The sequence below is a fragment of the Amycolatopsis ponsaeliensis genome (genome assembly GCF_030182635.1).
GTDB classification, from domain to species: domain Bacteria; phylum Actinomycetota; class Actinomycetes; order Mycobacteriales; family Pseudonocardiaceae; genus Amycolatopsis; species Amycolatopsis ponsaeliensis.
This window is the reverse complement of the sequence record NZ_JAPZLD010000048.1, coordinates 18816-45732: the sequence shown is the minus strand read 5'-3', so window position 1 is coordinate 45732 and position 26917 is coordinate 18816. Positions and strand designations below refer to the sequence as shown.

At 70.7% G+C, this 26917-nt stretch carries 27 protein-coding genes; 14 read left to right on the top strand and 13 right to left on the bottom strand.

Annotation, left to right across the window (positions count from 1 at the left end; translation table 11 throughout):
• Window positions 1-93 precede the first annotated feature (93 nt).
• Both QQ657_RS45560 and QQ657_RS45555 read left to right on the top strand, forming a co-directional pair.
• The gene (locus tag QQ657_RS45560) at window positions 94-972 is read left to right on the top strand and encodes a TIGR03620 family F420-dependent LLM class oxidoreductase (protein WP_284748635.1); all 879 of its coding nucleotides are present in this window, start codon (window positions 94-96) and stop codon (window positions 970-972) included.
• 112 nt (window positions 973-1084) lie between these two features.
• On the top strand, window positions 1085-4216 hold the full coding sequence (locus QQ657_RS45555) for a family 43 glycosylhydrolase (RefSeq protein WP_284748634.1): 3132 nt from the start codon (window positions 1085-1087) through the stop codon (window positions 4214-4216).
• Here QQ657_RS45555 and QQ657_RS45550 read toward each other — a convergent pair.
• The gene (locus QQ657_RS45550) at window positions 4207-4692 is read right to left on the bottom strand and encodes a pyridoxamine 5'-phosphate oxidase family protein (RefSeq protein WP_284748633.1); all 486 of its coding nucleotides are present in this window, start codon (window positions 4690-4692) and stop codon (window positions 4207-4209) included. The genes QQ657_RS45555 and QQ657_RS45550 overlap by 10 nt on opposite strands.
• 127 nt (window positions 4693-4819) lie before the next feature.
• Between QQ657_RS45550 and QQ657_RS45545 the strand changes: the two genes are divergently transcribed.
• Together QQ657_RS45545 and QQ657_RS45540 are read left to right on the top strand one after the other, a co-directional pair.
• Window positions 4820-5146: a hypothetical protein gene (locus QQ657_RS45545; protein ID WP_284748632.1), complete on the top strand. Its 327-nt coding sequence runs from the start codon at window positions 4820-4822 to the stop codon at window positions 5144-5146.
• 264 nt (window positions 5147-5410) lie between these two features.
• Window positions 5411-5884: a MarR family winged helix-turn-helix transcriptional regulator gene (locus QQ657_RS45540; RefSeq protein ID WP_284748631.1), complete on the top strand. Its 474-nt coding sequence runs from the start codon at window positions 5411-5413 to the stop codon at window positions 5882-5884.
• A gap of 494 nt (window positions 5885-6378) precedes the next feature.
• On the opposite strand, the gene QQ657_RS45535 is transcribed toward QQ657_RS45540, so the two are convergent.
• Entirely contained in the window at window positions 6379-7875 is a 1497-nt protein-coding gene (locus tag QQ657_RS45535) for an HNH endonuclease signature motif containing protein (protein WP_284748630.1), read from the bottom strand.
• Window positions 7876-8105: 230 nt separating this feature from the next.
• Between QQ657_RS45535 and QQ657_RS45530 the strand changes: the two genes are divergently transcribed.
• Both QQ657_RS45530 and QQ657_RS45525 read left to right on the top strand, forming a co-directional pair.
• Window positions 8106-8969 (top strand): helix-turn-helix domain-containing protein, encoded by an 864-nt coding sequence (locus QQ657_RS45530; RefSeq protein ID WP_284748629.1) that lies wholly within the window; start codon window positions 8106-8108, stop codon window positions 8967-8969.
• Window positions 8966-9754, top strand: coding sequence for an SDR family NAD(P)-dependent oxidoreductase (locus tag QQ657_RS45525; protein WP_284748628.1), 789 nt, complete (start codon window positions 8966-8968; stop codon window positions 9752-9754). Before QQ657_RS45530 ends, QQ657_RS45525 begins: the two co-directional genes overlap by 4 nt.
• Here QQ657_RS45525 and QQ657_RS45520 read toward each other — a convergent pair.
• The 3 genes from QQ657_RS45520 to QQ657_RS45510 are packed head-to-tail and all read right to left on the bottom strand — an operon-like array spanning window position 9742 to window position 12258.
• Entirely contained in the window at window positions 9742-10140 is a 399-nt protein-coding gene (locus QQ657_RS45520) for a hypothetical protein (protein ID WP_284748627.1), read from the bottom strand. The genes QQ657_RS45525 and QQ657_RS45520 overlap by 13 nt on opposite strands.
• A gap of 57 nt (window positions 10141-10197) precedes the next feature.
• Window positions 10198-10677 (bottom strand): universal stress protein, encoded by a 480-nt coding sequence (locus QQ657_RS45515; protein ID WP_284748626.1) that lies wholly within the window; start codon window positions 10675-10677, stop codon window positions 10198-10200.
• 12 nt (window positions 10678-10689) lie between these two features.
• Complete coding sequence (locus QQ657_RS45510; protein WP_284748625.1) at window positions 10690-12258, bottom strand: MDR family MFS transporter; 1569 nt, start codon at window positions 12256-12258, stop codon at window positions 10690-10692.
• A gap of 87 nt (window positions 12259-12345) precedes the next feature.
• On the opposite strand from QQ657_RS45510, the gene QQ657_RS45505 reads away from it, so the two are divergent.
• Window positions 12346-12927 (top strand): TetR/AcrR family transcriptional regulator, encoded by a 582-nt coding sequence (locus QQ657_RS45505; protein ID WP_284748624.1) that lies wholly within the window; start codon window positions 12346-12348, stop codon window positions 12925-12927.
• 85 nt (window positions 12928-13012) lie between these two features.
• On the opposite strand, the gene QQ657_RS45500 is transcribed toward QQ657_RS45505, so the two are convergent.
• Complete coding sequence (locus QQ657_RS45500) at window positions 13013-13609, bottom strand: TetR/AcrR family transcriptional regulator (RefSeq protein WP_284748623.1); 597 nt, start codon at window positions 13607-13609, stop codon at window positions 13013-13015.
• Window positions 13610-13726: 117 nt separating this feature from the next.
• On the opposite strand from QQ657_RS45500, the gene QQ657_RS45495 reads away from it, so the two are divergent.
• The gene (locus QQ657_RS45495) at window positions 13727-14689 is read left to right on the top strand and encodes an SDR family NAD(P)-dependent oxidoreductase (RefSeq protein WP_284748622.1); all 963 of its coding nucleotides are present in this window, start codon (window positions 13727-13729) and stop codon (window positions 14687-14689) included.
• Here the strand turns inward: QQ657_RS45495 and QQ657_RS45490 are convergent.
• From QQ657_RS45490 to QQ657_RS45475, 4 genes are all read right to left on the bottom strand, one after another.
• Complete coding sequence (locus QQ657_RS45490) at window positions 14586-15503, bottom strand: ABC transporter substrate-binding protein (RefSeq protein WP_434056845.1); 918 nt, start codon at window positions 15501-15503, stop codon at window positions 14586-14588. The two genes, QQ657_RS45495 and QQ657_RS45490, sit on opposite strands and share 104 nt — an antisense overlap.
• A 76-nt stretch (window positions 15504-15579) precedes the next feature.
• Complete coding sequence (locus QQ657_RS45485) at window positions 15580-16869, bottom strand: LLM class flavin-dependent oxidoreductase (RefSeq protein WP_284748621.1); 1290 nt, start codon at window positions 16867-16869, stop codon at window positions 15580-15582.
• The gene (locus QQ657_RS45480) at window positions 16866-18002 is read right to left on the bottom strand and encodes an LLM class flavin-dependent oxidoreductase (RefSeq protein ID WP_284748620.1); all 1137 of its coding nucleotides are present in this window, start codon (window positions 18000-18002) and stop codon (window positions 16866-16868) included. The genes QQ657_RS45485 and QQ657_RS45480 overlap by 4 nt, the downstream gene beginning before the upstream one ends.
• Window positions 18003-18147: 145 nt before the next feature.
• A complete protein-coding gene (locus QQ657_RS45475) occupies window positions 18148-20064 on the bottom strand; it encodes a hypothetical protein (protein WP_284748619.1) in 1917 nt (638 codons plus the stop codon).
• A 396-nt stretch (window positions 20065-20460) separates the two neighbouring features.
• Between QQ657_RS45475 and QQ657_RS45470 the strand changes: the two genes are divergently transcribed.
• Both QQ657_RS45470 and QQ657_RS45465 read left to right on the top strand, forming a co-directional pair.
• Window positions 20461-21051: an RNA polymerase sigma factor gene (locus QQ657_RS45470; protein ID WP_284748618.1), complete on the top strand. Its 591-nt coding sequence runs from the start codon at window positions 20461-20463 to the stop codon at window positions 21049-21051.
• Window positions 21044-21922, top strand: a complete 879-nt coding sequence (locus QQ657_RS45465) for a CU044_5270 family protein (protein WP_284748617.1) — start codon at window positions 21044-21046, stop codon at window positions 21920-21922. Before QQ657_RS45470 ends, QQ657_RS45465 begins: the two co-directional genes overlap by 8 nt.
• A 2-nt stretch (window positions 21923-21924) precedes the next feature.
• On the opposite strand, the gene QQ657_RS45460 is transcribed toward QQ657_RS45465, so the two are convergent.
• Both QQ657_RS45460 and QQ657_RS45455 read right to left on the bottom strand, forming a co-directional pair.
• Complete coding sequence (locus tag QQ657_RS45460; protein WP_284748616.1) at window positions 21925-22623, bottom strand: nitroreductase; 699 nt, start codon at window positions 22621-22623, stop codon at window positions 21925-21927.
• Window positions 22620-23129 carry a DUF4863 family protein gene (locus QQ657_RS45455; RefSeq protein WP_284748615.1) on the bottom strand — a complete coding sequence of 170 codons (510 nt, stop codon included), beginning with the start codon at window positions 23127-23129 and terminating at the stop codon, window positions 22620-22622. Before QQ657_RS45455 ends, QQ657_RS45460 begins: the two co-directional genes overlap by 4 nt.
• Before the next feature lie 107 nt (window positions 23130-23236).
• Here QQ657_RS45455 and QQ657_RS45450 point away from each other — a divergent pair, with 107 nt between their 5' ends.
• Both QQ657_RS45450 and QQ657_RS45445 read left to right on the top strand, forming a co-directional pair.
• Window positions 23237-23869 (top strand): TetR/AcrR family transcriptional regulator, encoded by a 633-nt coding sequence (locus QQ657_RS45450; protein ID WP_284748614.1) that lies wholly within the window; start codon window positions 23237-23239, stop codon window positions 23867-23869.
• 51 nt (window positions 23870-23920) lie between these two features.
• Entirely contained in the window at window positions 23921-24799 is an 879-nt protein-coding gene (locus tag QQ657_RS45445) for a S1 family peptidase (protein WP_284748613.1), read from the top strand.
• A 17-nt stretch (window positions 24800-24816) separates the two neighbouring features.
• Here QQ657_RS45445 and QQ657_RS45440 read toward each other — a convergent pair whose 3' ends face one another.
• Window positions 24817-25197, bottom strand: coding sequence for an ATP-binding protein (locus QQ657_RS45440; RefSeq protein ID WP_284748612.1), 381 nt, complete (start codon window positions 25195-25197; stop codon window positions 24817-24819).
• Window positions 25198-25417: 220 nt separating this feature from the next.
• On the opposite strand from QQ657_RS45440, the gene QQ657_RS45435 reads away from it, so the two are divergent.
• Both QQ657_RS45435 and QQ657_RS45430 read left to right on the top strand, forming a co-directional pair.
• Complete coding sequence (locus QQ657_RS45435; RefSeq protein WP_284748611.1) at window positions 25418-25657, top strand: hypothetical protein; 240 nt, start codon at window positions 25418-25420, stop codon at window positions 25655-25657.
• A gap of 88 nt (window positions 25658-25745) precedes the next feature.
• On the top strand, window positions 25746-26891 hold the full coding sequence (locus tag QQ657_RS45430) for an NAD(P)/FAD-dependent oxidoreductase (protein ID WP_284748610.1): 1146 nt from the start codon (window positions 25746-25748) through the stop codon (window positions 26889-26891).
• Window positions 26892-26917 lie beyond the last annotated feature (26 nt).

Below are 26917 nucleotides of genomic sequence, written 5' to 3'. Positions count from 1 at the left end.
ACAGATCGCATCGCGCTTCGCGAAACATTCATTGGACCTGGTCCGCTCGGTGACCCCACGGTGGAAGGACCACACCGTCTGAGAGGGAGTTCCATGGCGACCTTGGGGCCCGTCGGCGTCTACCTGCCGATTTCGTTCACCCGCATCCCGCCAGCCGAGAGCCAGCGCGAGGCCGTGCGACGGCTGGAGCGCGCCGGGTACCGGACCGTCTGGACCAACGAGGTCGTCGGCGGCAAGGACGCGCTCGTCCAGCTGGCCGTGCTGCTGGCCGCGACCGAGCGGCTGACGTTCGGCACCGGCATCGCGAACATCTGGGCCCGCGAACCGCAGACCCTGCACGCCGCGGCGGCCTTCCTCGCCGACGCCTATCCGAACCGGCTGGCGCTCGGCATCGGCGTCGGCTACCCGCAGCAGGCCGAGACCACCGGCCGGGACTTCGGCAGCCCGCTGGCCACCCTGCGCGACTACGTCGGGCGGATGGACGCGGAGACTTGGCCGCCGGCACCGGAGGCGAAGTACCCGCGGATCCTCGGCGCGAACGGGCCGAAGATGCTCGCCCTGGCGGGGGAGATCGCGGACGGCGCGTACCCGGCCAACCTGCCGCCGGCCTTCACCGCCGAGGCCCGGTCGGTGCTCGGCCCGGACAAGCTGCTGGTCGTCGGCCTGGCCGTGGTCCCCGACCTTGACGCCGACCGTGCGAAGGCGGCGGCGATCGAGAAGGTCTCGGGGACGGTGAACCTCCCGACGTTCTCGAACGCCTTGCGCCGCTTGGGTTTCGCGCTCGACGATCTCGCCGGGATCGCGGACGCGGTCGTGGCCTACGGCAGCCCGGACGCCATCGCGGCCAAGGTCCGCGAACACCTCGCCGCGGGCGCGGACCACGTCCTGCTCATGCCCCCGACGACGGACGACTTCACCGCCGACGTCGCGGTACTGGAACGGCTCGCGCCGGCGTTCGCCGGCCTCGACTGACCGGCGCCGACCCCTTGACCACCGGACACGCCGGCCATAAAGTCAGCGTGCCCCACCTGATGTTAACGCTAACATCACTTTGGTCCCGACGCGCCCCGAAGGATCGACAACGATGAAGTTGTTCTCCCCGCGCCGTTTCGGCGTCGTGCTGGCCGTCGTGGCCGCACTCGTCCCCCTGGGCACCGCCGGTGCCGGCGCCGCTCCCCCGCCCGACACCACCCGCGCCGCCGCGAGCGCCCTGTCGGTGCCCGGCATCGACGACGTCCGCGGCAACCTCACGCTGCCGACGGCGGGCGCGGGCGGCACGAGCGTGGCCTGGACGTCGTCCGCGCCCGCCGTGATCACCCCGACCGGCGAGGTCACCCGGCCGCCGACCGGCGCCAAGCCCGCGAACGTCGTCCTGACCGCGAAGGTCAGCCTCGGCCGCGAGAGCACCACGCGACGGTTCACCGCGACCGTCATCCCGAAGCCGGCGCAGGAACCTTTGGCGGGCTACAGCTTCTTCTACTTCACCGGCGAAGGCACGTCCGACGGCGAGCAGATCTACTCGGCGCTGAGCAAGGGCAACGACCCGCTGAACTGGACCGAGCTGAACAACGGGCGGCCGGTGCTCAAGTCGAGCCTCGGCGAGCTGGGCGTGCGCGACCCGTTCATCCTGCGCTCGCCCGACGGCGACAAGTTCTACCTGCTGGCGACCGACCTGCGGATCTACGCCGGCCGCGGCTGGGACGCCGCCCAGCGCTCCGGCAGCCGGTCGATCATGGTCTGGGAGTCCACCGACCTGGCGCACTGGTCGCGCCAGCGCAGCGTCCAGGTGTCCCCGCCGACCGCGGGCAACACGTGGGCGCCGGAAGCCTCGTGGGACGCCGAGCGCGGGACGTACGTCGTGTACTGGGCGTCGAAACTGTACGCCGAGAACGACCCGAACCACACGGGTGACAGCTACAACCGGATGATGTACGCGACCACGCGCGACTTCGTCACCTTCAGCGCGCCGCAGGTGTGGAACGACCCGGGCTATTCGGTGATCGACTCGACGATCATCAAGGACCAGGACACCTACTACCGCTTCACGAAGGACGAACGCAACAACACGTCCTCGACGCCGTGCAGCAAGTTCATCACCGAGGAGAAGTCCGCCGACCTGCTCGACCCGCACTACGGCTTCGTCGCCGACTGCATCGGCAAGGCGACGGCGACCAGTCCCGGGCTCTCCGCGGGCGAAGGACCCACCGGGTTCAAGTCCAACACCGGGAACAAGTGGTACCTGTTCATCGACGAGTTCGGCGGCCGCGGCTACGTCCCGTTCGAGTCCACCGACCTGAACTCGGGCAAGTGGACCATGTCCACCGGCGCGCACCTGCCCGCGTCACCGCGGCACGGCACCGTCCTGCCGGTCACGCAGGCGGAAATGGCCCGGCTGAGCGCTCCCCCGGCGCCGGTGCGGGCCGACGCGAACGGCCTCGTCGCGCACTGGCCGCTGGACGCGAAGTCGGGGCAAGTCGCGACCGACACCACCGGTCACGGCTACGACGGCGCCCTCGCCGGCGACGTCTCCTGGGCCGACGGCTCGCTGAGCTTCGGCGGTACGAACGGGCACGTCCAGCTGCCGAACAACCTGCTCACCGGCGCCGCCGCGGCGACCGTGTCCGCCGACATCCTGGTCGACCCGGCCCAGCAGACGCCGTACTTCCTGTGGGGCTTCGGCAACACCGCGCCTTCGGGGGCGGGCGACGGCTACCTGTTCACCACCGGCGGCACCGCGAGCGGCGGCCTGCGCGGCGCGATCGCGACCGGGAACTGGACGACCGAGCAGCAGGTGGCCTCGAGTGGCGGGCTGCCACGCGGGGTCTGGAAGAACCTGACGCTGACCGTCGGCAACGGGGTGGCGGTGCTGTACCTCGACGGCGTCGAAGTCGGCCGCAACGCGAACGCCACGATCAAGCCGTCGGACCTCGGCGGCGGCGTCACAGCGGCGAACTACCTCGGCCGCTCGCTGTACGCGAGCGACAAGTACTTCCACGGCAAGATGAAGGACGTGCGGCTCTACAACCGGGCGCTCACGGGGCTCCAGGTGTCGGCACTTCCCTTCAACAGCACGACGATCCGCTCTGTCGAGCTGCCTTCACTGAAGACACCGGCTGTCATCGACTCCGGCGCGTCGACTGTGGTGCTGCCCGTGAAGCCGGGGACCGACCTGCGCCGGCTGTCGCCGAAGTTCGGGCTGGCGCCGGGAGCCACGATCAAGCCGGACACGCGGACAGTGGACTTGAGCCAGCCGCGGAAGTTCACGGTGACCGGGGCCGGTGGCGATCGTCGCGTGTGGACGGTCGAGGCGCACGAGACGCGCAGCCCGGTCCTGCCGGGCTTCAACGCCGACCCGAACATCGTCGCGTTCGGCGACACGTACTACCTGTACCCGACGACGGACGGCTTCGACGGCTGGAGCGGCACGAAGTTCTCGGCGTGGTCGTCGAAGAACCTCGTGGACTGGACGGACCAGGGTGTCATCCTCGACCTCGGACCGGACGTGAGCTGGGCGGACAAGAACGCCTGGGCGCCGACGATCGCGCAGCGCAACGGCAAGTACTACTTCTACTTCTGCGCGGAGGCCAAGATCGGCGTGGCGGTGAGCGACTCGCCGACCGGCCCGTTCGTCGACTCCGGCAAGCCGTTGATCGCGGCGAACCCGGACGGCGGCCAGGCGATCGACCCGGCGGTGTTCGTCGACCACACCGGGCAGCCGTACCTGTACTGGGGCAACGGCAACGCGTACGTCGTGCCGCTGAACGAGGACATGGTCTCCTTCGACCCGGCGAAGATCACCCGCCTGACCGGGCTGGACGGCTTCCGCGAGGGCCTGTTCATGGCGGAGCGGAAGGGCACGTACTACCTGAGCTGGTCGATCGACGACACCCGCAGCGAGGACTACCGCGTCGGCTACGCGACAGCGCCGTCGCCGACCGGGCCGTTCACCAACCACGGGCTGATCTTGAGCAAGGACGCCCACCTGGGCATCCTCGGCACCGGGCACAGCTCGATGCTGCAGGTCCCGGGCACGGACGACTGGTACCTCGCCTACCACCGCTTCGGCATCCCGGGCGGCGACGGCACCCACCGCGAGACGACGATCGACAAGCTGACCTTCCGCCGCGACGGCACGATCGTCCCGGTGACGCCGACGCTGGAGAGCGTGCGGCCGGAGCGCGTCCCGCAGTGTCGCGGGAAGGTCCGCTACAGCTGAACCCGGTGGTCCCGGGCTTCGCCGTGCAATGGACACGGCTGCCCGGGATCCCGCGGGCACAGCACCCACCGCTCCGCCGCGACCATCGAGTACATCCGGTAGGGCGACGTCCCGGACACGTCGTCGAGCGTCACCTCCGAAGCGCCGTCGCCGTCACCACGGGGATAGCTCGCCAAGGCGCGGCCGAGCGCCTCACCCGACAGCTCCCGCGCCTCGCCCACCGCGTACACGGCCCGCCCGTGGTACGGCGCGACCGTGGAGTCGAAGACGACCAGGCTCACCCGCGGGCGCGCGGCGAGGTTGCGCGAGTGGCGGGCACCGGTCTCCGAGACCCACACGAACGTGTGATCGTCTTCCGGGGCGAAGTAGACCGGGCACGTCCAGGGGGCGCCGTCCGCGTCGGTCGTGCTCAGGGTGAGGTAGGCGTTCGCCGAGATCAGGGCGCGGGCGTGGGCCGCGAGGTCGTCGTTCGTCATCAGGGCACCGATTCTGCCACCCGAACCGGTGAGATGGAGATCACGAGCGGCCGCGTTTATCCGGTTCGAGGCCGGGTAAACGACGGCAGTTCAGGTTCCTCAGCTGCTGCCGCCCAGGAGTCTTTCGATGACCAGCGTTCTCCAGAACGCCCACCCCGTCCCGGTCCCGCGCCGCCGTCCGGTCGCGCCCGACGCACTCGCCGAACTCGCCCGCCTCGCCGCGCTGGCCGAGCTCGCCCGGAATGCGTCGCCCTCGCTCATGCACCACGCGATCCTCGCCGGCACCAGCCCCGCGACGGTGGCTGCCGCCGCGAAGACCGACGTCGCCGAGGCGCACGTCCGGTGGCACGCGTGGGCCGAGACCGCGGTGGGCCTCGAGGACTACCTCCGGGTGCACGCCGCCTTCGCCGAAGCCGTCATCGCCCGCCACGAAGCCTTCGAGGACGAACTGTGAACAACCAAGAGACGACGCTGGCCGACCTCGAGGCGCTCGGCGACGCGGCCTCCGAACTGCTCCAGCAGATCAGCGAAGAGCTGGCGACCGCCGCGTCACGACGCTGAGTCCGCGGGCCAGCGTCGCCACACTGCGACAGCCGCCCCGGGATCGAAGGTCAACACCTCGGACACACGACTCCACGGTGGGTTCCGGCCGAATACCGACGTGTCGACACTGAAATCGCTTCTTCGGCAGGTTCGAATTTGAACTAGGGTCGAGGACATGGGCGGGTCGAGCACGGACGAGCAGCGAGCATGGATGGCGCTCCGGACGACCTATGTCCTGCTGCACCAGCGCATGGACCAGCAGCTCAAGCGCGACGCGGGCTTGTCGCACCTGCAGTACGAGATCTTGTCCCGGTTGTCGGCGGCCCCGGAGCGCGAGTTGCGCATGGCCGAGCTGGCGTGCGCGGTGGCCGGTTCCAAGAGCGGGTTGACGTACCAGATCGACCGGCTGGAGCAGACGGGCTCGGTCCGGCGGCGGACGTGTCCGGGTGACGTGCGGGCGGTGTATGCGGTCTTGACCGAGGAGGGTGCGGACCGGCTGGCGCGGGCGGAGCCGGGGCATGGTGATCTGGTACGGGAGTTGCTGGTGGACGTTTTGACCCGGGAGCAGCTGCGGGCGGTGACTGAGGGGCTTGAGGAGGTCAATCGTCGTATGCAGGATTCCGAGGACTTTGGTGGGTCGCTCGGGTGATTTCGGGGTTGCCTTTCGTGTGAGCGGCTGCCGGCGCCGGGCCAGAATTTCCGCGCTGGGCAGAGCCGGGCGCGTGCTGCTGAGACGACCGTCCGCTCCGCGATTTCCCAGGTGTGGGTACAGGCTTGAAGTCAGCAGGCGCGGAACTCACCTCTCGCTCGGACAGTCGACACCGGGCGCGGGCAGGGTGACACTCCCGCTGAGGTGCGGCGGACTGCGGGTTGTCACCGGCTCAACCGGTCCCAGGTATGGACATAGGTTCGCAGCCAGCCGATTCCGGAGACTGCCTCGCTCGGATGCTGTCGTGCTTGGGTTCGATGCGGTCGTGGCTGTGGCTGTCACTGCCAGGGATCAGTTCGCTCGGTTCGCAAGGCCGGGCGCGGCGGTCCGGGTTGAATGGGGCGCTGCGGGCTCGTCGGGGATGGTGATAGCGCTCTGCCGTGGCCTGGGCGTGGGTGTAGGCCCGTAGCCGGTTGGCTGCGGGCCTTTCCCGTTCATGCTGCGAATGGCAGTGGTTGGTGGAGGTTGTTGCGCCTGGGTCTTCGGCGTTTGTCCAGGAATGCCGGTGGCAGGAACTCGGGCAACCCGTCGGCCGCGATGCGCACTTGCCAGCCGGAGCGATGCAGGAGCCGGTGGTGGTGAGCGCACATCAGGACCAGGTTGCCCAGCTCGGTCGGGCCGCCATCGGCCCAGTGGCGGACGTGGTGGCCGTGACAGTGCCGGGGTGGGCGGTGGCAGCCGGGGAATGCGCAGCCGCGATCGCGGAGGTAGAGCGCTCGGCGGAGTGGGGTTGAAATCAGCCGACGCTGGCGGCCGAGGTCGAGGGGTTCGCTGTTGGTGCCGAGGACTGCGGGGATGAGCATGCAGTCGCAGGCGTGGATGCGGGCTTCGGCTGCGGAGATGGTGCCGAGGTCGCCGAGGGTGGCCCGGCCGAGGCCTACCTTGGGGGCGGTGCCGGTGGCGCCGGGGATGGCTGGACCAGCTCCGGGCTTGGGTGCGGTGCCGGTGTTGCCGGGCATGGCTCGGGCGGAGGCGGGCTTGGGCATAGCGCCGGATTCGCCGAGTGTGGCCTGACCGGCAGCGGACATGGCGCCGAGGGTTGCCGTGCCGATGCCGGCCTTGGGCATGGTGCCGGTATCGGCGAAGGTGGCTGGGCCGGTAGCAGGCTTGGGCATGGTGCTGCCGAGGATTGTTGTGGCGAGGCCGGACTTCAAGTCCGCCAACGACACCGCGATCATCACATGCGCCCGCTCGCCGGCCTGCAGCGGCAACTCAGGGGAGTTGAGGGCCAGGTCGATGGCGTCGGAGAAGGCGTCGCCGTAGCGTTCCAACGGCGAACGCAAGTCTGGGCCTTCGTCGGTCGTGCGGCGTTGCGCCAGGGAGTCCAGCAGGGCGCTGGCTCGGGCGCCAGTTTCGTCGTCGAAACGGCCGTTCAGCTCCCAGAACCCCGTTCTCTTGCGCCGCAACGACAACTCGCGGCTGGGTGTGGCCGGTTCGGTCTCGTCGGGCTCGGCTCCGTCGGGATCCAGGTGAGCCACGATGCGGGCGCCCAGCGCTGCGACCTGCTTGTGTCCGGCCTCGGAGGCGAACGTCAGCAGGTGCTGCTCGGCTTCGTCGCGGTGCTCGGGTGGGATCTGGGTCATTACGCCGACGATCGTGTCGATCATCGGGGTGCTTAGCCGGCCATCCGAGGCAGCAAGACCGGTGGCGGGAGCGACAGCGGGGATGGGAGTGCCGTCGAGAGTGTGAGTGGAAGTGAGGGCTCGGGCTCGCTTGACGATGGTCTCGGCGGCGGACTTGGGGATGTCGGCGAGGTGTTCGAAGAGCCTTGCGGCAGAACGGTAGCCGAAGAGTTCCATCACACCGCGGGACTCGATTTCCACCAGCAGCGAGCCGATCTCGGCATCCAAGGAGCGCATGGAAGTGAGCAGGGCGGAGATGCGGTCGGCCAGGGCCACCGCATCCGCTTTCCACACCGCTTCACTGTCCACACAACAAGATTACCAACATTCGAACACATGTCATCACTCGAAAGGATGATCAAGCGAGACCGCGGCAGGGGCACCGTTGCGTGGGGAATCGGCGCTCCCGCACCGAGCAGGAAGCAACGACACGAAGCGCCGATTTCCACGCCCCGGCGAAGCCGCATCTTGAAAAGACCAGCACTCCTGGGAGTGACAGGACCAGGCAACCAAACCCCCAGCGACCTACAGTCGAAACCATGACCGACGAGCCGAACCTCCTGGGCGACCACCTCCGCGCCCGCCGTGAGCTGCTCACCCCCGCGCAAGCCGGCCTCCCGGTCACCGGCGTCCGTCGCGTCCCCGGCCTGCGCCGTGAAGAGGTCGCGATGCTCGCCGGTATCAGTGCCGACTACTACCTTCGCCTGGAACAGGGCCGCGACCGCAACCCGTCGCGCTCGGTCCTCGAATCCCTCGCGCGCGTTCTGCAGCTCGACGACGACACCACCGCCTACCTCATCGGCCTCGCCGAGGCGAAACCTCGCCGCGCGCGACGGCGGCGGCGCAAGGAGACCGTCCCGCCGAGTACCGTCAAGTTCCTCGCCGCGCTGGCGCTGCCCGCCTTCGTCGAGGGCCGCTACCTCGATGTGCTGGCGGCCAACCCGCTCGCCGCCGCGATCTCGCCTCGGCTCGTGCCCGGTGCGAACCGGCTGCGGGACGTCTTCCTCGACCCGGCCGAACGAGAGCTCTTCCCGGACTGGGAACTCGCCACTCGAGGGCTGGTCGCCGGCTTCCGGCAGTCCGTCGGGACCGAGACCGATGATCCCCGGTTCATCGAGCTCGTCGGCGAGCTATCGCTGGCCAGCCCCCGGTTCCGCGAACTGTGGGCCCGCCACGACGTCGCGAACCGGCGGGGTGCGACCGTGCGGTTCGACCACCCGGTGGTCGGCGAACTGGTGCTGAACCGGGAAAAGCTCCTCATCAGCGAGGCGCCGGGGCTCGTGCTCGCCGTCTACCACCCCGATCCCGGCACGGACGCCGCCGACAAGCTGGCTCTCCTGGGCTCCGCGGCCCTGCCTCCGGCCACTGCCCGCACCACTACCGAACAGGACAACCACGCATGAGCAAGCTCGCCCTCGTCACCGGCGCCACCTCCGGCATCGGGCAGGCGTTCGCCGAACGCCTCGCCGCCGACGGCCACGACCTGGTGATCGTCGGCCGGCGCCAGGAGCGCCTCGACGAATTCGCCGCCGCCCACACCGAAGTCAAGGTCCGGGTCGTGGCCGCCGACCTCTCCACCGACGAAGGCATCGACGCCGTCGCGGAGATCGCCGCCACCGAACCCCTGGACCTGCTGGTGAACAACGCGGGCGTCGCGCACTACATGCCGCTGGCCGACCTGCCCGCCGCCCAGGCCCGCGAACTGGTCAAGGTCAAGGTGCTGGCCCCGACGATGCTCGCCCGCGCGGCCGTCGCCGGCATGCAGGAACGCGGCCGCGGCACCATCGTCAACGTGGCCGGCATGATCGCGTTCAGCGGGCCGGCGCCCCACTCGCAGATGCCGCGACGCGCTGTCTACGCGGGCTCCCTCGCCCACCTGGTCACGCTTTCGCAGACGCTGAGCGCCGAGCTCGAAGGCACCGGTGTCCGGGTCCAGGTCGTGTGCCCCGGCGTGGTCGCGACGGAGTTCCACGAGCGCCAGGGCCTGGACCTCAGCGCGATCCCGAGGATGAGTGCGGCCGACGTCGTGTCCGCCTCGCTGCGCGGATTGGAGCTCGGCGAAGTCGTCTGCGCTCCCGGGGTCGAGGACACCAGCCTGCTGGACGCCGTGTTCCGGGCCGACCTGGCCGCTTTCGGAGGCCAGAGCACGGAACTCGCCGGACGGTACCGGGCCGGTCAGATCTCGTAGGTGACCATCGCGAGCCCGACGTTGACGCTCTTGACCCGGATCTCCAGGAGCGACAACGTGTTCGCGGGCCAGCTCACCCGCCCCGTGGCCCCCTTGCCGCAGCCCAGGGACTCCCACGGACGCGGCTGGCGCACGCTGGCCATCCGGCCGTCGACGCAGCCGCGCTGCTGCGTGCCCGCCTCCACGAACCAGGTGACCTCGAGGTACCCGCGCCACTGCGGCGGGCTGGTGAAGCTGCACGGCTTGGACACCGCGCCCCACTTCCCGGGGAAGCCCACCGCGTTGCCGCGGCAGAAGACGTCCGAACGGGTGGACGCGGCGGCCGGGACCGACGACGACACGAGCGCGAGCAAGGCGACGACCAGGACGACCCAAGATCGTTTCATGCTTCGAGGCTAGCGCCGGAGCTCGCCTTTCCCTGTCACTCGAACGGTTCTTTCTCGTCAGGGAACCACCAGCACCGGCCAGTGGCCCGCCCTGATGAGCTTCGTCGCCACCGAGCCCGCGAACCGGTGGCCCGCCTTCTGGGACGCGCCGACCACCACCGTGTCGGCCTGGCAGCGGTCGGCCGTGTCGCGCAACGCCGTGTACGGGTCGCCGTACGTCTTGACCAGCGTCACCGGCACCCGCAGTTCCTCCGCCGCGTCGCGCATCTGGTCCCGCAGCTCGGCGTACAGGTGCGTTGCCGTGTCGTGTTCCAGCACCGTGGCCACCGCCGGGCGGAGCGGGGCCAGCGGTGCCGGGCACGCCACGAACACGACGATGAGCCGGCTGCCCTGACGACGGGCCATGCCGAACGCGAACGCCGCCGCGCGCATGGCCGTGTCCGTGCCGTCGATCCCGGCCAGGATGGCCCGCGCCGCGACCTCGCGGCGCGGGCCGAACCGCTCCACAGTGGACTCGAAGGCACCGGGCCCGCCCATCGCTGTCTCCCCCTACCCCACCACCGCGTCCGAAGCCGGTTCGTCCGCCTTCTCCGCGACGTCGATGGTGGTGCGCAACGTGATCGGCTTGAGCAGCAGCGCCGCGAGCACGCCGACCACAGCCACCGCCGCGGAGATCAGGAAGATGTGCGCGGTCGCGTCGCCGTAGACAGTGTGCACGACGGCCTGCACCTGCGGCGGCAGCGCCTTGAGGTTCAGCGCGCTGACCCCGCCCGTCGACGCCTGCCCCGCCGGTACGTGCAGCGCCGCGGCCAGGTCGGCCGAGACGCGGTTCGCCAGGACCGCCCCGAGCACCGAGACGCCGATGGTGCCGCCGAGCGACCGGAAGAACGTCACCGACGCGCTCGCCGCGCCGAGGTCCCGCAGCGGCACGTCGTTCTGGACCGCGAGCACGAGGTTCTGCATCGTCATGCCGACCCCGATGCCGACGACGGCCATCGCGATGCCGATGATCCACAGTGGAGTGGCGTGGTCGACCGTGCCGAGCCCGAGGAAGCCGAGCACCAGGATCGCCGCGCCGGAAACGATGTACGGCTTGATCTTGCCGCTGCGGCTGATCAGCCGTCCGGACACCGTCGAGGACACCAGCACGCCCGCCATCAGCGGCATGGTCAGCAGGCCGGCTTCGGTGGGTGTGTAGCCGCGGCCGATCTGGAAGTACTGGCCGAGGAACACCGCGCCGCCGAACATCGCCATGCCCACCGCGAGGCTCGCGATGATCGCGAGCGCGGGCGTCCGCTGCACGACGATCTGCAGCGGCACCACCGGTTCGCGAACCTTCTTCTCCACCACCACGGCGATCACGAGCAGCACGAGCCCGGCCGCGACCATGACGGCGGTCTGCCACGACAGCCAGCCGAACGCGTTGCCGACGAACGACACCCAGATCAGCAGGACGCTCACGCCGGCGGCGATCAGGCCGGCGCCGAGGTAGTCGACCCGGACGTCGTCGCGGCGCACGGTCTCCAGCTTCAGCGTGCGCTGCAGCACGACGAACGCGAGCACCGCGATCGGCACGCCGACGAAGAAGCACCACCGCCAGCCCAGCCACGGCACGTCCACGATCAGGCCGCCCAGCAGCGGGCCGCCGACGGTCGCCACGGCCATGACGGCGCCGAGGTAGCCGTTGTACCGGCCGCGCTCCCGCGGCGGGATGATCGCGGCGATCACGACCTGGACCAGCGCCTGCAGGCCGCCGACGCCGATGCCCTGGAACGCCCGCGCGGCGATCAGCTGCCCGGTGTCCTGGCTGAACCCGCTGATCATCGACCCGGCCACGAAGATCACGATCGCGACCTGGACCAGCGTCTTCTTGTTGAACAGGTCGGCGAGCTTGCCCCAGATCGGGGTGGTGGCCGTGGCGGCCAGCAGCGTGGCCGTGACGACCCAGGTGTACTGCGTCTGGGTGCCGTTCAGCGAGCCGATGATCAGCGGCAGCGACGTCGAGACGACGGTCGAGCTGATCATGGCCACGAACAGCGCGAGCAGCAGCCCGGACAGCGACTCGAGCACCTCGCGGTGCCGCATCGACTCGGACGAGCCGGTTCTTTCGGACTTCATGGGATCCCTTCGCACGTTCCGGACCATCATTGCGCAATGGGCAAACTTGCACAATGAGCAATTACAGTCCGCCGCTACGCTGACCCCATGGACACCCTCGACACGCTCCGCACCCGCAAGAAGGCGGCGACGCGGCAGTCGTTGCACGAGGCCGCGCTGCGCCTGGCGGTGGAGCGCGGGCTGGACGGCGTGACGGTCGAGGACATCGCCGACGCGGTGGGCGTGTCCCGCCGGACGTTCTCCAACTACTTCACGAACAAGGAAGACGCGATCCTGCACGCCGACCGCGAGCGGACGGGCGTGCTCGTGTCGCTGGTTTCCGGCCGGCCGGCCGAGGAGAAGCCGTGGCAGGCGCTGCGCACGGCCAGCCGCGAGCTGTACCACGGGCGGGCGGTCCCGGACCGCGAGTGGGTGGCGCAGCTGCGCCTGCTGCGGCGGCACCCGTCGCTGCTCGCGCAGCAGGCCGGCGACCAGATCACCCTGGAGCGCGACCTGGCCGCGGTGCTGCTCGCCCGGGGCCACGACCTCGACGAACCCTTGGCACGCCTCATGACGGCGACGTTCCTCGCGGCGGTGCGGACCGCGAGCGTGCTGTGGCTGGAGGACTCGGCGGAACGCTCACTGCCCGACGTCGTCGACGAACTGATGGGCCGGGTCGACTTCCGCTGAGAGCGGGGCCGCCGGTCGAGCGCTTCAGCACACGGCGACCGAGGCACCCACGCGGCTTCGCCCGGCCGGAGGCGGTTTCGCTCGCCTACGGGCGGAACGCCCTCAGCGCCGCCGCCACCAGGGCGTCCGCGTAGCTTTCGGTCAGCGGGCCCGTGCGCAGCAGCCAGCGCTGGTACAGCGGCGCGTAGAGCACTTCGAGCACCAGATCCAAATCGGCGTCGGCCGCGAGCTGGCCAGCCCGCTGGGCACTGCGCAGCCGGGCCTTCTTCGCCTCGTCCATCGGGGCGGCCAGCCGTTCGCGGTAGAGCGCGGCCAGGTCCGGATCGTTCGCGATCTCCGTGTTGAGCGCCCGGATCGGCGCCTCGAACACCGGGTCGGCGAACTCGGCGACCGTCGCGCGCATGACCAGGCGCAGGTCGGCTTCCAGGTCGCCCGTGTCGGGCAGCGCGGCGACCTCGCCGGACGGGTCGGCGCTCAGCTCCAGGACCGAGTCGAACACGACCGCGCCCTTGGCCGGCCACCACCGGTAGATCGTCTGCTTGCCGACGCCGGCGCGGGCGGCGATCGCGTCGATCGACACCTTGGCGTAGCCGAGCTCGACGATCAGCTCGCGGGTCGCCGCGAGGATCGCCTGGCGGGACCGCTCGCTGCGCCGGGTGGCGTCAGGCTTCCTGGTGACCATGGCGACAGCCTAGCGCCCGGCGAGACGAACCGTTCCGTCTTGACACGTCGAGCAACGACGCGCAAACTCGGACAAGACGAGACGATTCGTCTCGCGAGCTACCAGAGGGGGTTTGCCATGACGGCTACCGAAGTTCCGGTCTGGTTCGTCACCGGGGCTTCGCGCGGCCTGGGCCGGGCGATCACCGAAGCCGCGCTCGAAGCCGGGCACCGTGTGGTCGCCGCGTCGCGCACCGAAGGCACCCTCGCCGACGCCTATCCGGGCCGGTTCGTCCACATCCCGCTGGACGTGACCGACCGCGACGCCGTGTTCGAGGCCGTGGAGCGCGCGGCGGGCGTCTTCGGCGGTCTGGACGTCGTCGTCAACAACGCCGGGGTGATGCTCTATGGGATGGTCGAAGAGGCCACCGAAGCGCAGGTCCGCGCGCACTTCGACGTCAACTTCTTCGGCGCGCTCTGGGTCGCCCAGGCCGTGCTCCCCCACCTGAAGGGCGGCGGCAGGCTGCTGCAGGTCACGTCCATGGGCAGCGGCGGCGGGATGGCGTCCGTCGGGTTCTACGGCGCCGGCAAGGCGGCGCTCGACGCCCTGACCGACGCACTGGCGATGGAGGTCGAGCGGTTCGGCGTGCACGTGACGAACCTGCAGATGGGCGGCTACGCCACCGGCCTCTTCACCACCGGCACGACGCTCACCACCCCCGACCCCGCCTACCGGGAGCTGCGCAAGGAGCTCGAGGAGATGTGGGGTGACGACGCCGGTCCCGCACCCGAGACGGCGGCGCCGGTCGTGCTGCGAGTGGCGGCCATGGACGATCCGCCACGCCGGCTCGTCGTCGGCGGCGCGTCGTTCGACATGGTGCAGGAGCTCGCGCGGATGCGCGCCGAGCAGTACGCGGGGTGGGCGCCCCCCCCCCGTCACGCGCCCGGCGGCGGCGCCCGGGCTGGTGGGGAGCCACCGGCCGGCGCCGGGCCCCGCGTCAGACCAGGCCCTGCTGCGACAGCCAGTCCTTCGCCACGTCCGCGGCCTTCTCACCGTCGGAGTCGACGCGCTTGTTCAGGTCGCGCATCCCTTCCGTGGTGAGCTTCGCGCTCACCGCGTTGACGGCGGCGGCGAAGTCCGCGCCGCGCTCGTCGAGGACCTTCTTGGTCACCGCCGGGACCACGTTCTCGGTCGGCACCATGGCCAAGTCGTCCTTCAGCGCGACGTACTTCGAGTCGCCGGCCTGCGGGCTCACCGAGTCGACCGGGATGACCGTGACGGCCCCGGAGTCGAGCTGCTGCACCCGCGGCCCGAGCTCCTGGACGGTCTGGAACGTCGCGTTCGTCAGCTTGTACACGTCCGTGAGGCCCTTGAAGCACGTCAGCCGCTTCTCGCACTCCGGGCCGCCGGCCAGGACGACCTTGTCGAGCTTCTTGAGGTCGCTGATGCTCGCGAGGCCCTTCGACTGCGCGAGGTCGGCCTTGACGATGTAGGTGTTCTTGTCTTCCGCCGCCGCGTAGTCCAGCAAGGACACCCCGCTGGGCTCGAGCAGCTTGGCCAGCTGCTCGTGCTCGCCCTTGGCGTCCTTCACCGGGTCCGCGCCGAACCCGGCGGCGATCGCCGAGCCCTGGTACTCCGGGATGAACTGCAGCTCACCGGACTTCAGCGACGGGTAGATCAGCTCCCGCGAGCCCAGGTTCAGCTTGCGCGTCACCGGGTAGCCCTTGGCTTCCAGCGCCTGCGCGTAGATCTCGGCGAGGATCTGGCTGTCGGTGAAGTTGAAGGACGCGACGACGATCGGCGCCCCGCCCTTGCCCGCCGCGGCGGGCTTGTCGTCCCCGCCGCCGCACGCCGTCAGGCCCAGAGCGGCCACCGCCACCAGCGCGGCCACTCGGATGTTCCGGGTCCAGCCCACGTCCCACACTCCTGTCGTCAAGATCGGACGGTCAGGACCCTAACCAGCCCCACCGACAAAAACCACATGGTGAGATTCACGGGGCGAGGTGCTCACGCAGCGTCGAGCCGCTGTACTCGGTGCGGTACCGGCCCTTGCGCTGCAGGATCGGCACGACGTGGTCGACGAACGCGGTCAGCTCGTAGGGCAGCGTCGAGCCCATGATGGTGAACCCGTCGACGGCGCCGGCGTCCTGCCAGGTGAGCACGTGGTCGGCCAGCTGCTCCGGAGTGCCCACGAAGTGGACCTGCCCCGCTCCCCCGGTGATCGCCGCGGCGATCTCGCGCAGTGGGGCATCCGGACGCTCCCGCGCGGCCGCGGCCAGCTGCTGCAGACGGCTGGATCCGCCTTCGGCCGTCAGCTCCGCGGGCAACGGGGCGTCCGGGTCGAACGCGTCCGGGTCGAGGCCGGCGGTGTACAGCGCGTTCTGCCAGCGGAACTCCGGGCTGGCCAGGTCTTCGAGCCGCTGCGCCCGGGCCTTCGCCTCGGCCTCGGTGCCGCCGAGGGTGACCATCAGGGCGGGCAGGACGCGCACGTGCTTCGGGTCCCGGCCGGCCGCGACGACCTGGGCGTCCAGCTCCGCGCGGAACTTCACCGCCGCCTCCAGCGACGGCGGGCCGGAGAACACCAGCTCCGCGTACCGGGCGGCGAGCCCGATGCCGGCGGCCGACTGTCCCGCCTGGACGAGTACCGGGCGCCCCTGCGGCGACCGCGGGAACGGCAGCACGCCTTCGGCGTCGTAGAACCGGCCGTGGAACCGCGGCGCGTGCAGCTTGGCCCGGTCGGCCCAGACACCGTTCTCGCGGTCGCCGACGATCGCGTCCTCGTCCCAGCTGTCCCACGCCCGGGTGACGACGTCGACGAACTCGTGGGCGCGCTCATACCGGTCCGCGTGGTCGGGGTGGGCCTTCTCGCCGAAGTTCGCCGCGGCGAGCGGGGTGATGGTGGTGACGATGTTCCAGCCGGCGCGCCCGCCGCTGAGGTGGTCCAGCGTGGCGAACCGGCGGGCGAGCTCCCACGGCTTGTTGTAGGTCGTCGACCCGGTCCCGATCAGGCCGATCTTCTCGGTGACCGCGGCCAGTGCCGACAGCACCGAGATCGGGTCGAACTGGGTCTGCGGCAGGTGGGTGGCGCGGTATTCGGCGATGGCGATGTTGTCGGCGAGGAAGATCGAGTCCATCAGGCCGCGCTCGGCGGTGCGCGCGATGTTCGCGTAGTACGGCAGCCCGAGCACCCCGCGGACGTCGTCGTCGACGACCCGCCACGCGGACTCGTGGTAGCCGTTCGGCCAGATGAAGGCGTTGAAGTGCAGGGAATCTGCGGTCACAGCGCGGCTCCTTCGATGGTGCCCGCCGCGTCGGCGGCGGTGCGGCCGTGGACGGCGGGGCGGCCGCCGTAGGGGTCCTGGTCGGTCCAGAGTGCCGTGGGCGCGGCCGCGCGCACCACGGGCACGACTTCGGCGGCGAAGCGTTCGAGCATGGCGAGCTGCTGCTCGTGCGGGATCATCGTGGGCAGGCTGAACGACTGCAGGTCGTGCCCGAACGCCTCGTGCCACCAGAGGATCTTCTCGGCGATCTGCTGAGGGCTGCCGACGAGCACCGGCCCGCGCGCGATCGCGTCGTCGATGGTCGGGAACTCCATCGCGTTGCCCGGCGTGTGGTTCCCAGGCTGGTTGAAGAACTCGACGATCTTCTCGTAGGTCGGGCCGAACGCCTCGCGCGCCTCCTGCGTCGTGTCGGCCAGGTACAGGAAGCCCGCCCCGGCGCCGACGAAGGCGAACCGCGGGTCGTGGCCGTGCTCGGCGTACTGCTTGCGGTAGTGCTCGATCAGCACGGTGTAGTTGTCACGCGGCTGGATCGCGTTGGCCGAGAAGAGCGGGTCACCCCACTGGGCCGCGAGCTCGGCCGAGGTCAGCGTGGTCGCCGAGCCGTGCCAGATCCGCGGGGCGCCGGCGAACGGGCGCGGCAAGCTGGTCACTTCGGTCAGCGGGCCGCGGAAACGTCCCTCCCAGGTGACGTCCTCCTCGCGCCAGAGCCGGCGCAGCAGCTCGTACTTCTCGGCGAGCGCGTCCCACTGGTCGCCGTTCTCGATGCCGAACATCGGCAGCTGGCGCAGCTCGTTGCCCTTGCCGATCACCAGCTCCAGCCGGCCGCGCGAGAGCTGGTCGACGGTGGCGTAGTCCTCGGCCACCCGCAGCGGGTCGTGGACGGACAGGACGGACACACCGGTCTGGATCCGGACCCGGCTGGTCGTCGCGGCGATGGCGCCGAGCAGCACGGTGACGCCACTGCTCAGGAAGTGGCCGGCGTGACGTTCCCCGAGCGCGACGGCGTCGAACCCGAACTCCTCCGCATAGCGCGCCGAGGTCAGCGCCTGCGCGAAGCGCTCGTCGGTGCGGACCCGGCGACCGGTCACCGGGTTGGTCAGGTGGGGCAGGATGTCCAGAACCTGGAATCTCATGGGGTGGCTCCGTGCTGTCCGGGCTCGCGCGTGGTCCGTACCTGGTCAACCGGATCTTCGCGGAGCTATTCCCGGACGTGGGCGCGTTCCACATGGTGAGCGCCCCGCCGTCCCCCGCCCGGTGCGGAGGACGGCGGGGCGGTCGTCAGCTCACGTTCTTCAGGAACAGCGACTTCGCCGTGCTGGTCTTCGACGCGTCGACGCCGTGGCCGCCGGTGTAGTCCTGCTGCTCGTTGCGGGCCCAGTCCGCGATCGGCTTGCCGCCGACGTCCAGGTGGTGGAAGGCGGTTCCGTCCCAGCCGAACTGGTAGATCCTCGTGTGGTCCGGGTAGTACGGCGTGTCCGCCGCACCGGCGGTGACCTGCTTGGTCATCGTGTTGTCGAAGAAGACGTTGCGCGGACCCGAAGAGCCGGCCCACTTGACCGCCTTCTGGCCGGTCGACCAGTAGATCGGGAACCACGTCGAGTCGTCCGGGGCGTCGCCGCCTTCGTCGCCGCAGTGCGCCGTGCAGTTGCCCGAGCGGTGGGCGAAGGAGACCCGGTTCGTGTTCAGCTCGAACAGGTTGTTGCGTTCGTAGCCGCCGTGGATGTTGAAGTCCGAGTCGATGTCGTTGCCGATCACCACGTTGCCCGAGGCCGACCACTGGAACGTGAAGTGCCGCAGGTCGCGGGTCGTGTTGCCGGCGTAGAGCGAGTCCCACACGCGGGACCCGCGGAAGTAGCCGTTGCCGCCCTTGCCCTTGTTCCAGGAGCCGTCCAGCTCGTTGTTCACGATCTGCAGGTTCTTGGCTTCCTCGGTCACGATCGGATGCGACCCGGTCATGATCGAGTGGATACCGCGGACCCAGGAGTCGGCGGCCCACTTGAACACGATGCCCTGCATGGCCAGCGACGGCGCGAGGTTGCCGTAGTTGTCCTTCGCCTGCTCCTGGGTGACCCCGGGCGGAGCGTCCTGGGTGAAGGAGAAGTCCTCGAAGCCGACGCCCACGATCGGGTCCACGATCGGCGACGCCTTGGACGCGTACGTCGTGCCGTCGATCGGCGCCGAACCGTCCGAAGTGGAGTCGACGGGCACGTCGTACTCGAGCGGCTTGTCGACCGACACCGTGTGGTTCTTGGTGTCGACCGCGGTGATGGTGAACCACTGCTGGCGCATGTGCAGGTTCTGCAGCGGCCAGGTCGTCGGCACGGCGTTCATCGACTGGTAGAACTTCATGGTGTTGGCGGCCCGGATGGTGATGAACCCGCCGACCTTCATGGTCGTGGTCTTGGCACTGGTGGCCAGGTAGACGGTCTTGTCACCGGTACGCGCCGCGAAACCCTGGTCGCCGGGCTTCTCACGCAGCTTCGCACCCGCCTTCCAGTGCACGTTGATCGTGCCTTCGAAGATGTCCTTGCGGTTGGCCGGCGCGCTCGCGTACTGACTGGCGTAGCTGGGGTCGACGCCGCGCGACTGCACGCGGAACAGGCCACGGCCCGGCCAGAGCCAGCCGCCGGAGCCGTCCTCGTAAGTCATCTCGTGCTGGTCCCACTGGTCGCCGTCCGGTGTCACGACGTCGTACTCGGTGTTCTTGTCCGGTTTGAAGACGAACTTCGTCTTGTCCATGCCGGCGCCGCGCAGGATCAGGTAGTTCGCGTCGACGTGGATCTCGTGGGTGACGTTCAGCGTGCCGGCCGGGAAGGTGATCAGGCTCAGCTTGGTGTAGCTCGCCGAGGGCGAGCACGACGCGTGGATCTTGTCGATGGCCGACTGGATGCCGGCGGTGTCGTCGACGCCGTCGTCCGGCTTGACCTGGTACGTGCTCGCGAGCTGCGCCGCGGTGATCCGGCAGCTCGCACTCGGGTTGACCGCGTCGGCGCCGGGCAGGTTCTGCCCGCCGCGGAAGCCGGCCTTGCTCCAGTCGTAGAGGCCGGGGACCGGGGCCGCGCGGTTGCCCGCCGACGTGTCGAGCGTGGTGAGGGCGCCGGGGCCGGGGGCCGCGGCTGACGGACTCAGGCCGCCGAAGCCGGCCGCGGCGCACGCGGCGACGGCCACGATCGCGACGGTTGTCTTGCGTGACAAGGAAACCTCCGGAAAATGGGGTCGGTGAAACGCCGGGCCGTGGTCGGCTCGGGCGTGACAGGAAGGGCCGGCGGGTGCGGCAGGCCGCCGGCGAGACCGTCCGGCGAGGACTACGGCCGGACGCGGGCCGTGAACGCGGGAATGCTAGACGGCGCCGGGAAAGGCGATCGACTGTCTGATCAAGAGCTCCTCCGTAGCTGACTGGTTTTCACCAGGACTGCTTGAAGGCGGCGGTCAACCGAACATACAACGCGACCGCCACTTAGTAAAGTAACCTTCCAAATACCGAGCGTCGGCCCGCCCATGTGGCCTGGGTCACTTTCACCGCTCTCTCCGGAACCCGTTCCCGCGCCGGTGAGAACAGCAGATGACACTCTGCGCAGCGAGAGGCGGGCGATGACCCCGGAAGACACCGAAGCCGACGACGACGCGAGCGTGATCGCGCGGTCGCGGCAGGAGCCGAGCCTGTTCGCGGTCATCTTCGACCGCCATGCCCGGCACATCCACCGCTACCTGGTCCGGCGGCTGGGCCCGACCGCGGCGGACGACGTCCTCGCGGACACGTTCCTCATCGCGTTCGGCAAGCGCGCGAAGTTCGACCTGGCGCGGCCGGACGCCCGGCCCTGGCTCTACGGCATCGCCACCAACCTCGTCTCGCGCCGGTGGCGGGCCGAAGTGCGCGAACTCAAGCTCCGCCTGGCCGTCGGGCCGCCCGCGGTGGACGACGGCCACGCCGACCGGGTCGCCGACCGGGTCAGTGCCCAGGCGCTGGGGCCGGACCTCGACCGGGCGCTGGCCGCACTGCGCCCACGCGAGCGGGACGTCCTGCTGCTCGTCGCCGCGGAAGGGCTGGGCTACCAGGAGGTCGCCGAAGCACTGGGCATCCCCGTCGGCACCGTGAAATCGCGGCTGAACCGCGCCCGCACCCGCGTCCGCGCCGAACTCGGCGCCCTCGACCTCACGAAGGAGACCTTCAGCCATGGATGAGCTCGACCTGATCCGCGACCGCGCGGAGGCCGTCGGCTTCGCACCGGCGGAGCACCTCACCCCGGCCCGGGAGCGGCTGCTGGCCGCGGCCCGCGGTGAACGGCCGCACCGGTCCCGGCGCCTGTTCTGGGCCGCCGGCGCCTCGATCGGCCTGGCCGCGGCGATCACCGCGGTCGTGGCGCTCGCCCCGGCCGAGCAGGTGGGCATCGGCCCCGGCGTCGCGCACGCCGATCCGGTCAAGGTGCTGACCGAAGCGGCGAGCACCGCCCTGAAGGAGCCGGCCAAGCCGCCGCGTCCGGACCAGTTCCTGTACGTGAAGACCGAATACGCCATTCCCCCCGACCGCGAGGTCTGGCTCTCGGTCGACGGCACCCGGGACAGCCTGATCGGCAGCGCCAAGGAAGGTGGCTGCCGCAACGGCAAGGCGCCGATGTACGGCACGAACGACCCGCGCGCGGAAGGGACGCTCCAGGACTGCGCACCCAAGTCGGTCTACCGGACGGACCTGCCGACGACGGCCGACGCGATGCTGGCCTACCTCTACGAAAAGGAGGCCGATCGCAACGGCCGAGCCACCTACATCGGCAAGGCCATCTACACCCTCGCCTACGAGCAGGTCCTCCAGCCGGCGTCCTACGCGGCGCTGTTCGAGGCGGCGGCGAAGGTGCCGGGCCTGACGGCCCTGGACCACGTCACCGACGGCGCCGGCCGTCCGGGCGTCGGGATCAGGTTTCCGGTGCCCCCGGGCTCCTCGCCGAAGGCGCAGCCGATCGTGCTGGTTTTCGACGCCACGACGTACCAGTTCCTGGGTACCGAGGACAGCGCCGTGATGGTGAAGACCTACGTCGACGAGGTGGGGCAACGCCCCTGAGCTCAGCCCGGGCCTGGGAGGCCATCGTGGAAGGTCGCGAACGCCGGGACCGGCTCGCGGGTCGTGCGGTGACCGGCGAGCGGGTGGCTTTCGTCGGCGTACCCGAGCGCCACCCCGCACACGATCACGTGGTCGCCGGGCACGTCCACGTGGCGGCGCAGGACCGGGTGGTAGTCGATCAGCGACGCCTGGGCGCACGTGTGCAGGCCGGCTCCGCGCGCCGCCAGCATCAGCGCCTGCAGGAACAGGCCCGCGTCGATCAGCGCACCCTGCAGGGGCAGCCGGCTGACCGTCAGGACCAGGCCGACCGGTGCTCCGAAGAAGTCGTAGTTGCGCCGGTGGTGGCCGAGGCGGCCGGCCGTGTCACCGGCCTCGATGCCGAGTGCGTCGCGGTAGAGCCCTTCGCCGAAGCGGCGGCGGCGCGAGCGGAACGGCTCGCGCCACTGGTCCGCGCCGGGCTGGTAGGCGAACTCCCCCGCCGAGCGGCGGCCTTCGTCGTGCGCACGCAGCAGGTCCGCGCTCAGCGCCCGCTTCGCCGCGCCGGTCAGCACGTGCACCCGCCACGGCTGGCAGTTGGAGTTGCTGGCCGACCGGGCCGCCAGGGCCAGCAGCCGCTCGACCTCCGCGCGCGGCACCGGATCCGGCCGGAACGCCCGGCAGCTGCGGCGCGTCAGCAGCGCCTCCTCGACGGTGGTGCTCACTCGGCCGGCGGGGTGATGTCGTAGGAGATCCGGCCCGCCGGCAGGTAGAAGAGGGCGATCAGCGCGCCGCCCTTGACCTCCGGGTAGTGGTGGCTGCCCGGGCCCGGCGCGGTCCAGCCCGGGCCGCTCCAGCCGCGCGGGCCCATCAGCTTCGCGCCGGCGTCGAGTGGCACCACGAGGTTGAGCTCGCCGTACGGGTGCTGGTGGTACTGCCCGCGGTAGGGCTCGACGCTGTCCATGTAGACGGCGGTGACGCTGAAGTAGTTGAGCACGTCCTGCGGGTCGGCGATCCGGGAGCGGCGGTACTTCGGGCCGTCGACCTCGATGTTCGCCGCCCAGCCGGCGCGGACGCCGTCGGTGATCATGCGCGCGAGGTCGTCGTAGAGCGGGCTGCCGGGACCGTGGTGCTCGTTGAGCCAGGTCTCCAGCTCCCCGCCCGCGGTCCGGTTCTTGACGTCGTCGAGGAACGGGACACTGCGGTCGATCAGCTGCTGGGCGGTGGTCATCGGGGGCTCCTTTCGGCCGGTGGTCCGACGGTAAGCCGATGTTTCGTTACAGTCAAGTATCGTAACTTAACAGCGACTGGTCGTAACGTATCCGCTAGGCTCGGCCCATGGCGCCCACTCCCGAGGAAGCCGCACCGCGGCCCGGCGGCCGCCCCCGCGACGCCGCGCTCGACGAAGCGATCATCCTGGCCACCCGGGACCGCCTCGTCCGCGACGGCTACTCGCTCATGACCATCGGCGACATCGCCACGGACGCGAAGGTCAGCCGCCCGACGCTCTACCGGCGGTGGAGCACGAAGTTCGAGCTGGTCGTCGACGCGCTGGACTACGGCTTCCGCAAGCAGCGGGACAGCTACGCGGTCGACCTGAGCAACCTGGCGCCGCGGGCAGCGTTCACCGAAGCCGTCCGCCGGCTGGACCCCACCTACTTCAACCCGGACGCCATGGTCCTCATGGGCAACTTCGCCGGCGAGGCGATCCGCACGCCGGAGCTGCTCGGGATCCTGCGCGAGCACGCGGTCGAACCGCGGGTCACGCTGGTCGAGAACGTGCTGACCCAGCTGCAGGAACGCGGCGCCGTCCAGGACGACATCGACAAGCACACCATCGCGACGATGTGCTTCGGCAGCTACTTCGCCGCCTTCTACCGGGGCGAAAGCCGGGACGAAATCCCCGAAGCGGTCGTTTCGGTGCTGTGGCCGGCGATCGCGACGGCGAAGGCGTCCCGCAAACGGCGGTGACATGACCGACTCCTCACAACCAAACCGGGCTCTCATCCGTGCATTAAGAGTGTGAGGACGATTCCGGATCGACGGCGGCGCTTCCGCGCGCGTGCCGTGGCCGTCGCGGTGCTGGTGGGGGCCGGTATCGCGTTCGCCAACGCCGCCATCGGCGCGCCGGCCGGGCCCGCGCTGGCCGCGGCGCTCGGCGGGCACAGCCTGCCCGACACCACCGCTTTGGGCCGTGACCCGGCGCCCGCGCCACCGACGTCGACGAAGCCCGCGCCGAACCCGATCCTGCCGTTCAACGCGAAACTGACGTCGGACGACATTCCGGTCGAGGGCGGCGGCGTGCGCGACGGCGCCTGCAGCGGCTCGCTGGTGGCCCCGCAGTGGGTCGTCACGGCCGGGCACTGCTTCCACGACATCAAGGACGCGCGGATCGGCGGCCGGCCGCCGTACACGATGACCGTCACGATCGGGAGGCTCAAGGACAGCGACCCGGGCGGGCACACGGCGGTGGTCGTCGACGTCCGCCAGTCGCCGGTCAACGACCTGGCGGTGGCGAAGCTCAGCGCGCCGGTGGACGACATCACCCCGGTGGAGCTGGCCACGAAGCGCCCGTCGGTCGGCGAGGAGCTGCAGTTCGCGGGCTGGGGCTCGCACTCGGCGACCGTGCTCGGCCCGTCCGACCACCTCAAGCGCGGGCGGTTCCGGGTTTCGGGCATCGCCTCCTCGACCCTGGAAGCCCTGCCGATCGGCACGCGCACGGTCGACAACGGCCCCTGCCCGGAGGACTCCGGCGGCCCGTTCTTCGTCTCGGACGACAACGACCGCACCGCGCGCCTGATCGCCATCGTGAACACCGGGCCGCCGTGCCCCCAGCCGGGCGCGGAGACGATCGCCCGGGTCGACGTGGTCGCGAACTGGATCCGCGAGCAGACCGGCTGACCGGGGTCAGGCCCGGCTCACGACGCCAACGGGATCTCCGCCCACACGGTCTTGCCGCCGTCGCGGCGGTGGAAGTGCCCGCGCCGGTCGGAACACGCGGCCACCAGGGTGAGCCCGGTGCCCGCCGGCGCGGCGTCGGGCACGACCGGGTCGAACCACGCGGACCCGCCGGCGTCCTCCACCCCGACCCACACCGCGGCGTCCGCGCAGATCAGCAGGGCCCGCAGGGGCCCGGCGGCGTGCCGGACGGCGTTCGTCGCCAGCTCGCCGGTGATCAGCACGACGTCCGCCGCCACCTCGGCCGGCACGTCACTTACGGCCAGCTGTTCGCGCACCCAGGACCGCACCAGCCTGATCTGCGCCGGATCCGCCTCGAACTCGAAACTTTCCCGCGTCATGTCTTCGGCACCTCCCCCAGAACGATTCCCCCCGCGACCTGGGATGACCGGCCCGGGAGATCTTTACACCCGGATTAGCGCGAACGGACGCACCCGTTCGCCACACCGCTGCCATTGGCCGGGTCATTCCTGCCGTTTACCGCACGCGGGGGCCGGGCTGTTACAGATCACGGCCGCTGCGCGACACCACCGTCGAGCATCACGGGGAGAGCGGGGGTCGATGACGGGCGAACGACAGGTGCGGCTGCGGTTGGGCACCCGCGCGGTCTCGGTCCCCGCCGGGCACGGCCGCGAAGTGCTGGAATACGCCGGGGTGACCGTCCTGCGCGTCGAAGACGGCGAGCCGGTCGAGCAGGCGTGGGTCCCGGTCGGGACCTGCCCGAGCTACGCCGACGACGAGGCGCTCATCGCCGCCTGGCACGCGGCTCTGCAGTGGACGAAGTCCCCGACCGGCGCGTGAGCTGAACCACAGCTGTCACCGTGCGGTTGTGTCACAGGACCCGGCCACCCGGTGTCTTCATGCCGAACCCGGCATCGAAGGAGACACCATGAACGAGCTCACCGAGGTCGTCGTGATCGGCGGCGGATACGCCGGCGTCATGGCCGCAAACCGTCTGACCCGGCGCGACGACGTTGCCGTCACCCTGGTCAACCCGCGCCCGCACTTCGTCGAGCGGATCCGGCTGCACCAGCTCGCCGCCGGCTCCGGCGACGCGGCGGTGGCCTACCACGACGTCCTGGCCGAGCGCGTCCGGCTGGTCGTGGACAGCGTGACCGGGATCGACGCGGCCGAACGCCACGTGACGCTGGCGGACGGGGGCACCCTCGGCTACGACTACCTGATCTACGCCGTGGGCAGCGCCGGCGCGAAGGTCCCCGAATTCGCCTATCCCGTCACGACTTTCGAGGAGGCCCGGCAGCTGCGGCCGGTCCTCGACGCCGCGTCCGCCGTGACGGTCGTCGGCGCCGGCCCGGCCGGGATCGAGACCGCGGCCGAGCTGGCGGAAGCGGGCCGCGCGGTGACGCTCATCTGCGGCGGTGAGCTCGGGCCGTACCTGCACCCGAAGGGCCGGCACGTGGTGGCCGCGCGGCTGGCGAAGCTGGGCGTGACCGTGCTCGCCGACGCGGTGGTCAGCGAGGTGACCCGCGACGCCGTGCGGCTGGCCGACGGCCGCGAGCTGCCCAGCGCGGTGACGGTCTGGACGGCCGGCTTCGGCGTACCGGACCTGGCCGCGCGCAGCGGGTTGAGCACCGACGCCCTGGGCCGCCTGCGCACGGACGAGACGCTGACGAGCGTGGACGACGACCGGATCGTGGCGGCCGGCGACGCGGCGGCGCCGTCGGACCTGCCGTACCGGATGGGCTGCCAGTCGGCGGTCCAGCTCGGCCCGCAGGCCGCCGAGACGGTGCTCAGCCGGCTCGCGGGCACGCGTCCCGCCCCGGCCGACGTCGGGTTCGCCGGCCAGTGCCTGAGTCTCGGCCGCCGCGCCGGGATCTTCCAGTTCTCCCGCCGCGACGACACGGCGATCCGGCTCCACCTCGGCGGCCGGCTGGGGGCGAAGGTCAAGGAGCTCGTCTGCGCGAGCACCGTCAAGCAACTGGCGTACGAGGCCCGCAAGCCCGGGGCCCGCAAGTGGTGGGTCACGGACAAGCGGCGCCGGGACCTGCTGCGGGACCACCTGGTCGACGCGTGAAGAAGGGGGGTGCCGAGGCACCCCCC